This window comes from Streptomyces sp. UNOC14_S4, assembly GCF_020740835.1.
Taxonomy (GTDB): domain Bacteria; phylum Actinomycetota; class Actinomycetes; order Streptomycetales; family Streptomycetaceae; genus Streptomyces.
This window is the reverse complement of the sequence record NZ_JAINFC010000201.1, coordinates 1-12,464: the sequence shown is the minus strand read 5'-3', so window position 1 is coordinate 12,464 and position 12,464 is coordinate 1. Positions and strand designations below refer to the sequence as shown.

8 protein-coding genes are annotated in these 12,464 nt (G+C 73.5%); 5 read left to right on the top strand and 3 right to left on the bottom strand.

The features are described from left to right. Positions 1-1,661 (bottom strand): polyketide synthase dehydratase domain-containing protein (locus K6I34_RS19125; protein WP_229327502.1); only part of this gene is annotated, 1,661 nt, incomplete at its 3' end. Positions 1,662-1,675: 14 nt separating this feature from the next. Then, positions 1,676-6,301 (bottom strand): type I polyketide synthase, encoded by a 4,626-nt coding sequence (locus K6I34_RS19120; RefSeq protein WP_229327501.1) that lies wholly within the window; start codon positions 6,299-6,301, stop codon positions 1,676-1,678. 288 nt (positions 6,302-6,589) lie between these two features. Here K6I34_RS19120 and K6I34_RS19115 point away from each other — a divergent pair, with 288 nt between their 5' ends. The 4 genes from K6I34_RS19115 to K6I34_RS19100 all read left to right on the top strand — a co-directional run bounded on the left by K6I34_RS19115 (position 6,590) and on the right by K6I34_RS19100 (position 10,643). Continuing rightward, the gene (locus K6I34_RS19115; protein WP_229327500.1) at positions 6,590-7,999 is read left to right on the top strand and encodes a serine hydrolase; all 1,410 of its coding nucleotides are present in this window, start codon (positions 6,590-6,592) and stop codon (positions 7,997-7,999) included. 133 nt (positions 8,000-8,132) lie between these two features. After that, positions 8,133-9,095, top strand: a complete 963-nt coding sequence (locus K6I34_RS19110; RefSeq protein WP_229327499.1) for a hypothetical protein — start codon at positions 8,133-8,135, stop codon at positions 9,093-9,095. 20 nt (positions 9,096-9,115) lie between these two features. Next, on the top strand, positions 9,116-9,796 hold the full coding sequence (locus K6I34_RS19105) for a hypothetical protein (protein WP_229327498.1): 681 nt from the start codon (positions 9,116-9,118) through the stop codon (positions 9,794-9,796). Further along, positions 9,777-10,643: an inositol monophosphatase gene (locus K6I34_RS19100; protein WP_229327497.1), complete on the top strand. Its 867-nt coding sequence runs from the start codon at positions 9,777-9,779 to the stop codon at positions 10,641-10,643. Before K6I34_RS19105 ends, K6I34_RS19100 begins: the two co-directional genes overlap by 20 nt. A gap of 33 nt (positions 10,644-10,676) precedes the next feature. Here the strand turns inward: K6I34_RS19100 and K6I34_RS19095 are convergent, their stop codons facing one another. After that, positions 10,677-11,885 (bottom strand): SLC13 family permease, encoded by a 1,209-nt coding sequence (locus tag K6I34_RS19095; protein WP_229327496.1) that lies wholly within the window; start codon positions 11,883-11,885, stop codon positions 10,677-10,679. A gap of 69 nt (positions 11,886-11,954) precedes the next feature. Between K6I34_RS19095 and K6I34_RS19090 the strand changes: the two genes are divergently transcribed. Beyond that, a partial coding sequence (locus tag K6I34_RS19090) for a toll/interleukin-1 receptor domain-containing protein (protein ID WP_229327495.1) occupies positions 11,955-12,464 on the top strand: 510 nt, incomplete at its 3' end.

The window sequence follows — 12,464 nt, the reverse complement described above, 5'->3', positions numbered from 1 at the left end:
ACGGTGCTCAGTACCGGCCCGTACGTCTGCACGACGGCGGCCAGCCGGGTGCGGTCGGCGGCGTCACAGGCGATCACGTCCACGCGGGCGCCGGTCTCCTGGAGCTCGGCTCGCAGCCGCCGCGCGGCCGGTGCCCCGAGGCCGTGACGGCTGACGAGGACGAGGTGGCGGACCTTGTGCCGGGTGACCAGGTGCCGGGCCAGCAGGCCGCCGAGGGCTCCGGTGCCGCCCGTCACCAGGACCGTGCCCTCCACAGGGGAACCGCCCGGTGGGGCATCGGTGGTGGCGGCCAGCCGGGGAACGCGCACGGCGCCTTCGGCGAGGGAGAGTTGCGGTTCGCCGGTGGCGACGGCAGCGGGCAGCAGCCGCAGGGACTCGGGCCGGTCGTCGGTGTCCACGACCGTGAGGCGCCCGGGATACTCCGCCTGCGCGGAACGCACCAGGCCCCACACGGCGGCGGCCGGCAGGTCCGGCACGGCGGAGGTGGCGCCGCGGGTCACCACGACGAGGCGCGAGCCCGGCGCGGCCGGGGCGGACAGACGGGCCTGCAGCACGGCCAGGGCACGCGCGGTCAGGGTGTGGGTGTCCGCGACCGGGTCGGCGCCCGGGGAGCGGCAGGACAGGGAGACCACCACCGTCTCGGGGGTGCTCCCTCTTCCGGCTCCTCCGGCTCTCCCGGCTCTCCCGGCCGATGTCCCGGGGAACACGGAGCGCAGGCCGAGGTCGTCGGGTTCCGCCACGGACAGGGACGGCCCGTCACCGTCGGCCGGGATGCCGGACCACCGCAAGCCGTACAGTCGTCCCCTGGCCGCGCTTCCTTCCCCGGCAGCGGCAGCGGCATCGGCGGAGTCCGGAACCGGCCGGGTGTTCATGGACTCCACCCGGGCCACCGGCCTCCCCGCGGGGTCGGTGAGGTCCACGGTGACCGTGTCCGGGCCAGTGGCTCGTATCCGTACGCGCAGCGCCGTGGCGCCGACGGCGTACAAGCGCATGCCGCGCCAGGCGAAGGGCATCCGGGCGGGTCCGGCGGCCGGCGCGGCGAGCAGTGCCGCGTGCAGGGCGGCGTCCAGCAGGGCGGGGTGAATGCCGTACCGGCCGGCGTCGGCGTTCTCCGGCCCGGGCAGCCGTACCTCGGCGAACACCTCCTCGCCCGGCCCTCGCCAGACTGCCGTGACGCCCCGGAAGGCGGGACCGTATGCGTAACCGGCGTCGGCCAGGCGCTCGTAGGCGCCCGTGAGGTCCATGGGCTCGGAACCCGGGGGCGGCCACGCGGCGGCGCCGGAATCATGGCCTCCCTGCCTGGCGGGCCCGGTGGCCGGGCCGAGCCGCCCCGTCCCGTGGTGCGTCCACCGGCCGAGCGGGCCCGACTCCCGTGGGCGGGAGTGGACGTCCGCGGAGCGACGGCCGGAGGCGTCCGACTCGCCGAGAACCACCTGCACCTGGACCTCGTCACCGAAGCCGGACAGCGGCAGCGGCAGCGGGGCCGACAGTACGAAGTCCTCGACGACTTCCAGCCCGCACGCGTCGCCAGCGTGGATCAGCATCTCGGCGAACGCGGCGGCGGGTACGAGGACCTGACCGGCGATGACGTGGTCGCGCAGCCACGGCTGGGCCGAGGCGGAGAGGTGGCCGGTGCACAGCAGGCGTTCCGTGCCGGGCACGGTGGTCGTCGCGGTCAGCAGTGGATGGCCGGTGCCGGCCGACGCGGCGGCAGGTCCACCCGCCGGGCGCCGCCGCCCTCGTACACCCGGTGCCAGTCCACCGGCAGGCCGTGCGCGTGCAGTTCGCCGAGCGCGGCCAGCACCGCTTCCGCCTCCGGCGTACCGGCCCGTGCGGTGGCCACGCACACCAGCCCCTCGCGCTCCCCCGCGACGCCTCCCATGACAGCCGCCGTGAGCTGTGCGCCGGGGCCCACCTCCGCGCAGGCGGTCACCCGCTCGTCGTTCACGAGACGTCGCACGGCGTCCTCGAACCGTACGGTTCCGCGGGCGTGGCGCACCCAGTACTCCGCCGAGCGCAGATCCTCACCGACCGCCCGCCGCCCCGTCAGGGTGGACATCACCGGGATGCGCGGTGTCCCGTACGTCATGCCCGAGGCGATGCGGCCGAACTCGGCGAGCATCGGTTCCACCAGCGGTGAGTGGAAGGCATGGCCGGCCCGCAGCCGCGTGGCGCGGCGCCCGCGTCCGGTGAACCGGGCGGCGACGACGTGTACGGCGCCCTCTTCCCCGGAGACGACGACCGATCGCGGACCGTTCACCGCCGCGATCGCCACGCGGTGTGCCAGCCCTGCCAGTTCTTCCGCGACCTCGTCCTCGGTGGCCTCCAGCGCCACCATGGCGCCGTTGCCGGGAAGTTGCCGCATCAGCCGCCCCCGGGCCGCGACCAGCTCCACCGCCTCGGCCTCCGGCAGGGCCCCCGCGGCGTGAGCCGCCGCCAGCTCGCCCACGGAGTGCCCGGCCACGGCGTCCGGCCGTACTCCCCAGGACTCCAGCAGCCGGAACAGGGCCGCTTCGAAGACGAACAGCCCCGCCTGCGCGAAGTCGGTCCTGTCCAGCAGGGCGGCGTCGCCGGTGCCCTCGTCCGCCCACAGCACCGTGCGCAGGGGACGCTCCAAGCTGCCCGTGGCGTCGAATCGACCGCACAGGGCGTCGAAGGCGGCCGCGAAGGCGGGGAAGGTACCGTGCAGTTCCCGGCCCATGCCGGGCCGTTGCGCGCCCTGGCCCGGGAACAGCAGCGCCAGCCGCCCGGGAGGCGAACCCGGCATCGCCTCGGTGCCGCCGGGCCCGTGGCCGGGCGCCGCCAACGCGTCCAGGGCGTTCAGCAGCGCCTCGCGGTCCCCGCCGGTCACCGCCGCGCGATGTGTGAGCGCCGCCCGGGTCGTGGCCAGGGAGAACGCGACGTCCAGCGGGGAAAGCCGGGGCCGCTCCCGCAGCAGGGAGGCCACTTGCCCCGCCTGCGCGCGCAGGGCCCGCGGGTCCGCGCCCGACAGCAGCAGCGGAGGCACCACCCGCCAGGGCCTTTCCTCAAAGGTCTCCCCGGAGGTCTCCTCAAGGGGCTCCTCACGTGCCTCTTCCAGAATGACGTGGGCGTTGGTCCCGCCGATCCCGAACGCCGACACCCCGGCCCGGCGCGGGCTGCCGGGCACCGGACGCCACTCCTCCTCCCGCGTCAAGGGCCGTACGCTGCCCGACGACCAGTCCACGCGCGGCGACGGCTCCTCGCAGTGCAGCATGCGCGGCAGCCGTCCGTGGCGCATCGCCATGACGGTCTTGATGACGCCGCCGACACCGGCCGCGGCCTGGGTGTGCCCGATGTTCGACTTGAGCGCCCCGAGCCACAGCGGACGGTCGCCGGGCCGCTCCCGCCCGTACGCGGCCTGCAGCGCCCGGGCCTCCACAAGGTCGCCGAGTGCCGTACCGGTGCCGTGTGTCTCGACCATGTCGATGTCGGCCGGGGACAGCCCGGCGGTGGCCAGGGCCCGGCCCATCACGTCCTGCTGAGCGGATCCGCTCGGCGCGGTCAGGCCGTTGGACGCGCCGTCGGAGCCGACGGCCGAACCGCGGAGCACGGCCAGCACCGGATGGCCGTTGCGCCGGGCGTCGGACAGCAGCTCCAGCAGGACCACACCGGCGCCCTCGGCCCAGCCGGTGCCGTCGGCCGCGGCCGAGAACGGTTTGCACCGGCCGTCCGGCGCCAGGCCGCGCAACCTGCTGAACGCGACGAACGACGCCGGAGTCGCCATCACGGTAACGCCCCCCGCCACGGCCAGCGAGCACTCGCCCGACCGCAGGGACTGTGCCGCCGAGTCCATCGCCACCAGCGACGACGAGCAGGCGGTGTCCACGGTCACGGCGGGCCCGCGCAGGTCCAGTACGTAGGCGATACGGCCGGAGGCCACACTGCCCGCCGAACCCAGCGCGAGATGCGCCTCCAGCTCGTGCGGGCCGCGGTGCAGGAGACGGCCGGCGTAGTCGTCGTGCATCACCCCGACGAAGACACCGGTGTCGCTGCCGCGCACGGCCGTCGGGGCGATACCGGCCCGTTCCAGGACCTCCCAGGTGATCTCCAGCAGGAGTCGTTGCTGCGGGTCGGTGGCCAGTGCCTCCCGCGGCGACATCCCGAAGAAGGCCGCGTCGAAATCGGCCGCGCCGCGCAGGAATCCGCCACGGCGGGTGACGGAGGTGCCGAGCCGGTCGGGGTCGGGGTCGAACAGACCGGCCAGGTCCCAGCCGCGATCGCCGGGGACGTCCGAGGTCGCGTCGGCCCCGTTCGCGACAAGCTGCCACAGGTCCTCGGGAGAGGCCACGCCACCCGGATACCGGCAGGCCATCGCGACGACGGCCACCGGCTCCGCCTCCGCCGAGGGCGGACGTGCCGTGCCGCCGTCCGGGGCCGGGCCACCGAACAGCGCGGTCTCCAGGAAGGCTGCCGCGGCGGCGGGCGTCGGGTGGTCGAACACCAAGGTGGCGGGCAGTTCGAGGCCGGTGGCCGTGCCGAGCCGGTCGCGCAGCAGTACACCCCCGAGGGACGTCATCCCGGAGGCCGTGAAGGGCCGGCCCGGCTCCACGTCCCGCTCCGGCACGCCGCTCGCGTGCGCCGTCGCGGCGATGACGAGACGCAGCACGGCCTCGTACCGAACGGAAGGGATCAGTGCCGCGAGGCGTCGGCGTAGAGCGGCCACGGTGCCCTCGCACGCTGACCCCAGCCGTTCGGCCAGTTGCCGGGCCAGCGCGGGGCGGTCGGTCTTGCCGGAGGGGGTACGGGGCACGGAGCCGGTCTCGTACACCTCGTCGGGCACCTTGAAGCCCGACAGCCACTCCCGGCACAGGGCACGTACGCGGTCGGTGTCGACGCCGTGCCGCGGATCGGCGACGACGAAGGCGACCGGCACCTCGCCCAGCACATCGTGCGGCCTGCCGACGACGGCCGCGTCCACGACGCCGGGGCAGGCGAGCAGCACATGCTCCACCTCGACCGGGTTGATGTTCTCCCCGCCACGGATGATCAATTCCTTGACCCGGCCGGTGACCCGCAGGCCACCGTGCTGAACACGACGGCCGAGATCCCCTGTGCGGTACCAACCGTCTTCGAACACCCGCGTGTTGACGTCCGGGCGACCGTGATAACCGAGCATCAGGTTCGGGCCACGGACCCAGATCTCCCCTTCGCCCCCGGCGGCGACGTCGCCGCCACCGGCAGGGTCGGTCAGCCGCACCTCGACGCCAGGCACCGGCACACCGCGGGGGCCGACGCCTCCTGCATCATCGAGCCGGTCGACCGCGATCTTCCCGCAAGTCTCGGTACTGCCATAGCCGCTGAGCAACGGGGCGCCCAGCAGTTCCTCGACGTCCGCCCGCAGTTCCGGGGGACACGGCGCGCCCGCGGTGACGCACAGACGCAGGCCGGACGGCGGCCGTGAGCCCTCGCGGACCTCGCTCGTGAGCAGACGGTAGGTGGCGGGCACCCCGGCGACGACGGTGAACCGCTGCTCGGCAAGTGCCCGCGCGACGCTCGCGCCCCGGTCGAGGAGATACGCGCTCGCGCCCACGGTCACCACCCCCAGCAGGCACAACGAGTGGGCGTAGGCGTGGAACATGGGCAGCGGCCACAGCAGCCGGTCCTGCGGCTCCAGGCCCCACAACGGTACGTAGGCCGCCGCCACGGACCACAGCGCGGCGCGCTGGCCGGAGACCACGCCCTTGCTCCGCCCGGTGGTGCCCGAGGTGTAGAGGATCCAGGCCGGCTCGTCCAGGCCGAGGTCGTCCCGGGGCGGGCATCCCGGATCCGTCACGGCAAGCCGTTCGAATTCGAAGAAGACATGCGTGCCCGCGGCCGCTCCGTCCGGCACGGCGCCCGTGTCCATGCCCGTGCCCATGTCCGTGCCCACCACCAGGATCCGCGACCGTATTCGTGGCCGTTCGGCCGCCGTCCGCGAAACCCGTGTCAGCAGCGTCTCCTCGGTCACCACCGCGACCGCCCCGCTGTCGTCGAGGAAGTACGCGAGCTCGGCGTCCGCGGCCGCGGGATCGAGCGGGACGCCCACCGCTCCCGCCCGCAGAACCGCGAGGAAACTCTCCGCCGTCTCCACCCGGTTGCCCAGCAGGAGCGCCACCCGGTCGCCCCTGCGTACCCCCAGCCGCACCAGGTGACCGGCCAGACGCCGGGTCCGCTCCTCCAGCTCCTGGTATGTGACGCCTCGTCGTGCGTCCTGAAAGGCGGTCTTTCCTCCGGCCCGTGCCGCGTGCTCCTTCAGCACGCCCGGCAAGGCGCGGATCAATTCGCGGCGGATCTCCGTCATCCCCACCCTTTCGGCCCGGGCGAACGAGTCGGCTCGGCGAACTCCCCGTCGAGAGCGGGACTTCGGCATCACGGCGCCCCCTGCGCCATGACAACAGGCTACAGACGATCCCTGGCCGGTTCGGGCGTTCGTCGTCGTCCCGTCCGGTCCCTCGCGGTCACCTCCGGCCGACAGTCCGGATCACGCGGCCGATGACCGGGTCGGCGTCGGGGACGGGCTCGTCGAGGTACCGGGGCATGCGGCGCATTCCGGTGACCGGGCGGCCGCCGGTGCGCGATGGTAGCCAGCATGACAACAGGACCACAGCCCACCAGCGCACGCGGACGGTCCCGGACCCGGTCCGCCCACCGCCGACGCCGCCGCAACCGCCTCATGGCGGTGGCGTGCCTCCTGGCCGCGGTCGGCCTGGGCACCGCACTCGTCCGGCCAGGGCCTGCGGCCGCCGATCCGATCGGCGTTCCGGGCGCTGCGCCACCACCCGGCGTCACGTCCACCACCGCAGTCGCCTCGCCCGCCCGGAGCGACGCCGCGGCACCGCTGCGCGTCCGTCTGACCCGGCTCGCGCGGGAGTTGGTGGCCGCCGGGGCGCCTGGTGTGATCGTGCGGGTGGACGACGGCCGTGGCCGGCCGGTCGAGATCGTCGAGCAGGCCCCCTGGACCGGGCCGGACCACCGGCTGCGGGCCGGGGACGAGTTCCGGATGGGGTCCAACACCAAGACCATGATGGCCGTCCTCGTGCTGCAGCTGGCCGGCCGGGGCGAGCTCGCCCTGACCGACCCGGTGGACAAGTGGCTGCCGGGCCAGGTGCCCAACGGCCGGGCGATGACGCTGCGCATGCTGCTCAACCACACCAGCGGCCTGTTCGACTACACCGAGGACCCCGCGGTCCTGCCGTCGATCCTGGGCAAGGACCAGAGGTCATGGACGTCGGCACAGCTGCTCGCCCTCGGCGTGCGGCACGATCCGCTCTTCGCGCCGGGCACCGCGTGGGCGTACAGCAACACCGACTACGCCGCGATCGGCGCCGTCCTGGAGAAGGCCACCGGCAGGAGCCTGGCCGCTCTGGTCCGTGACCGGATCGCCCGGCCGCTCCGCCTCGAACACACCTACTACGCCACGGACTCCACCTGGCACGGCCCGCACGCCCGCGGCTACGAACCCGACGCGGCCCACATGCCACCGGGCGTGCCGGCCGATTTCAGGGACTACGCCGGGGCACACCGCGACGGCCATGTCGACGTCTCCCGCAACAACCCGTCGTGGGGCGGGGCGGCCGGGGCGGTGGTGTCCACCGCGTACGACTGGGGCCGGTTCCATACCGCGTTGATGTCCGGCAAGCTGCTGCCCGCCGCCCAGCTGGAACAGATGCGCACCACCGTGCCGGTCTCCCCGGACCGGCCGGACGGGGCCGGCTACGGGCTGGGCATCGAGACCGCCACGACCCCGTGCGGCACGGTGTGGGCCCACGACGGCGGCATCCCCGGCTACCTCAGCGTCAACGCCACCGACTCCACCGGCAGCCGCACGGCGTCCGTCCTCGTCTCGACCGAGGCCTTCGCCGAGCACCCGGACGCCTTTCCGTCGGTCGCCGGAGCCGCCAAGGCGCTGCAGACCGCCACGATCTGCGGCATGTTCGGCAAACCGGCACCGGCCGCCGCCCGCACCGACGGCCACGGGGAACCGCTCCGGGCGCGGTGACGACCGCGGTGACGACCGCGGCCGCCACGCCCTGCGGACCAGGCGCGATACAGCCCACCGGCGCGGCGCTCCCTACCTCCCCGCCCACGGCCCCTCCTACGATGAAGTTCTCGCGGGGGAAAGGTGATTGCCCATGGCAGCCGGAGCCGGTGGGAGCGGTCGGCGGGTGGAGAACGCCGTCGCCTGGACCATCAAGAACCTGGACGCAGTCATCGCCATGGGCGCGGCCCTGGTCATCGGGCTGCTGGAGATCTTCGACCAGCACTTCGCGCCGGGCATCGGCTCCGGGGCGACCCTGCTGGTGCTCGGCGCGCTGGTCTACGGGAACCTCGCCGAGCGGCGGCACCGGATGGCCGACATCCGCGAGGCGACGACCGGGGCCCAGCGGGCGATCGAGGACCTGGTCATGGTGCGGTCGCTGTCGGGCGGGGATCTCGAACGGGCGCTGGACCGGGCCCGTCAGACCACCGAGCGCTGGGTGTTCAAGGGCGGGACGGGGACGTACCTCCGGGCGGTGACCCTGCCGGTCTGCGTGCGGCAGGCGCGGGTCCACCGCCGCCCCCTCTCCATGAAGATCGACATAGTGAACCCGGCCGACGAGCGGGCGTGCGCGGCGTACGCACGTTTCCGGCAGACTTTCGCGCACCGGCTGGACTTCCTGCCGTCCGATCCCTGGAGCGCGGACCGGGCCAGGAAGGAGTCCTTCGCCACGGTTCTCGCCATCTGCTGGTACCGGCAGCGGCTGGACACCCTGGAGGCCGACGTCTACCTTTCCTCGGGCGTGCCCACGTTGCGGTTCGACCTGTCCGACTCGTGCCTCATCATCACCCAGGACGACCCGAGACGGGCCAATCTGCTGGTGGAACGCGACCGGCCGCTCTACGACTACTACGTCACCGAGCTCCATCAGAGCAGGGAGCAAGCGGCCACCGTCGACCTGCGGCACGCCGAGCCGCTGAGCGAGGAACCGACGGTCGACGAGGCCCACCGGCTCTTCGAGAGCATCGGACTGCCACTGCCCACAGCCTTTTCCGACCGGGATGTGGGCGAGATCATCGACAAGGCGCTGCATGCGGAGAACCCGTACAGGAGGTGATCCGCGCAGCTGGAGGCGCCGTGGACTACCGATCAGTGGACCACCGGCTGTTCGAGCAGGCAGTGGACGGCCGGTGCGGAACGGCTCCCCTGGTGCGGGCCGCCCGTTCCGCGCTCGAGGACATCGCCACCGGGCGGCGGAAGGTACGCGCTGTCCGGCATCCCCTGGGATTTCTCTGTTTTCCCGTGGAACGCGACGGCGACCGCGGTGTCTGCGTCCACGTCTTCCGGAAGGGGGCGGACGAGGCGGCGGCCATGCTGACCACGTCACCCGTGCACGCGCACAGCTGGGACCTGACCAGTTGCGTACTGTACGGACAAGTGGTCAACGTCCGGGTGAAGGTCATGGATCGTCAGGAGGGGCCCACGCACCGCGTCTTCGAGATCGTCAGCGGTCCCGCGGGGGTCGACGAACTCCGGCCTACACCCCGTCTGGTCGGCTATGAGACAGGCACCCCTCAGGCCAGTGCCGCCGGAGAGATATACACCCTGCCCGCCGGGGAGTTCCACACCACGATGCTGTCCGGCGGGAGCGCCGCGACCGTACTGCTGGGCTCCTCCCGGCCGGGCGGCCGCGACCTTTCCCTCGGTCCGCTGGATGGCGCGGGGCACCGGGTGGTACGACAGCAGTGCGACGCCGTGCAGTCCGCCCGAACCGCGGGCTCCGTCCTCAGGAGGATCCATGCTCCTCACCGCCGATGACCCACAGGACCCGCCACTGCCCTCTTCCCGGTTCGCCGACGAGCACCGGCTGGCGGTGAGCACCGCGTGCGAGGCCGGCGCGCTGCTGCGGCCGTACCTCCGCGGCGAGAACTCCCGGCCGTGCGAGGTCAGGGCCAAGGGGTGTCGCGGGGATGTCGTCACCGACCTGGACACGCTGGCCGAGGACGCCATCGTGCGGCGGCTCCGGGAGCGTTTCCCGCATGACCGGATCGTCGCCGAGGAGTCGGGGACGCTGGCCGGTGACGCCGCCAACGGCCGTACGTGGCTGGTGGATCCGCTGGACGGCAGCAACAACGTGGCCATCGGGCTGGCCTCCTGCGTGGTCGGCATCGCCCTGTGCGAGGGTGACGCGCCCGTCGTCGGCGTCGTGCACGAGCCGGTCACCGGCAGGACCTGGTCCGCGCTCCGGGACGGCGGGGCCCGGGGACCGCACGGACCGCTGCGGACCGCTGCCCGTATGCCCTCACCGGCCGGGCCGCTGCTGGGCTGGACCCAGGGGTACGGGGTGGCCCGCGACGACCCCCGGGCGCGCTCCCTCAGGACGGGCCTCGAACGCGGCTCCCGGCGGCTGCTCCAGCTGTGGGCCCCGTTGCTGACCTGGTCCATGCTGGCCCGTGGCGACATCGACGGCTTCGTCGGCTACCGGGCGGAGGCCATCGATCTGCCGGCCGGTGCCCTGCTGGCCCTGGAGGCGGGGGTGGAGATCCGCGCTCTGGACGGGGGGCCGTTCCGCGGCGGGGTCACCGGTCCGGACACCGACCGCAGCTTCGTCGCCGGGCGGCCGGAGGACATGCCGCGGCTGCTCGACATGGTCAACGGCGGCTGAGAAGCCGTACGGAGGCACAGCAGGGCGGGCGTTTCAACGCGTCGCCACGAGCGCCGCGCAAGCCGCCAGTACCGACCCCACCGCGAGCACCGCGCCGGTGCCCATGAACCGTCGCAACGGCACCCGGACCCGCTGCGCCTGACAGCGTTCGAACCACAGCAGCGTGGCCAGCGAGGCCCATGGGGTGATCACCGGGCCCGCGTTGGTGCCGATCAGCAACGCCAGCAGCTGATCGTGGTTGCCCACCGGGACGGCGGACTCGGCCGCCAGGTAGACGGGCAGGTTGTTGAGCGCGTTGGACATGCCTCCGCCGACCGCCCCGGCCCGGAGCATGCCGAGCGCCCCGCCGTCGGAGCCCACCGCCGTGGACAGCACGGCGTGCAGCCCGTGGACGTCGAGCGTCTCCACGACCAGGAACAGCCCCGGTACGAGGACCAGCAGCCGCCAGGGGACCAGGGACGCGCGCAGCGCCGAGCGCTGCCGCACCGCGTGGACCGCCACCACGACCGCGGCGGCGGAGGCGGACGCCGCCCACAGCGGGACGACGTCGAGCAGGAGCAGCAGCACGAAGGCGGCGCACGCCGACCCGCACACCCAGAACACCACCGGGTCGGCGGGCCGGTACGCCTCCGGCGGCACGTACGTCCGCGCTCCCCTCCTGCCGGGCCGCCAGTAGAACAGCCACAGGCACCCCATGGTCACCGCCACCGCCGCGAGCTGGGGGGCCCACATCCGCGCGGCCAGCCCCAGAGGGTCGAGTGCCACCCGGTCGGCGGCCAGCAGGTTGGTCAGATTGGACACGGGCAGCAGCAGGCTCGCCGTGTTCGCCAGCCACACCGTCGTCATGGCCAGCGGCACCGCCGCGATGCCGACCCGTGCGGCCAGCGCCAGCATGACCGGGGTCAGCAGCACCGCCGTCGTGTCCAGGTTGAGCGTCATGGTGGTCAGCGAGGCGAACACCACGCACAGCACGAAGAGCGCGCCGTAGCTGCCCCGGCCCGCCCGGGCCACGCCCGTCGCCACGACGTCGAACACCCCGGCGCGTCCGGCGAGTTCGGCCAGGACGATGACCGTGCCGAGGAAGGCCAGTAACGGAGCGATCCGCTCCATGGCGTCCCGCGCGTGCGCCGTGGGCAGTGCGCCGGTGGCGACGCACAGCAGACCGCAGATCAGCATTCCCCCGGCCAGCCAGTCCAGCCTGTGCAGACGCATCACGGCCCCCCGGGCCCGATCGACAGACATGGCCAGAGCATCGCACAGGCATCGCACGGCGCGGTGACCGACGGCATGACGGTTCCGTACCATGGCTCCATGACCCGACGGCGCGAAAACGCGGTGCATCAGGGGTTGTTGGACTTCTTCATCAGCTATTCGCCGGCCGATGAGCGCTGGGCGACGTGGATCGCCTGGACCCTCGAGGAGGCCGGCTACCGCACCGTCGTCCAGGCCTGGGACTTCGTACCCGGAACCAATTTCGTCGATTTCATGGACCGCGGCGTGAGCCAGTCCGTCGCCGTGATCGCCGTCCTGTCCCACCACTACGAGAACTCCCGCTACGGCCGCATGGAATGGCAGGCGGCCCTGCGCGCCGACCCCGACGCCCCGGACCGCAGGCTGATCACCGTCCGCGTCGAGGACATCCCCGTCGAGGGTCTGCTGGCCACGATCACCTATGTCGACCTGGTCGGCGTCCAGGAGGGCGCGGCCGCCCGTGACTTGCTGCTGACCCGCGTCGGCCAGGCGCTCGCCGGGCGGGCACGCCCGGGACGGCACCCCGGTTTCCCCGGCGGCCCGGCCGTACCGATCGCCCCGGCCCCCGCC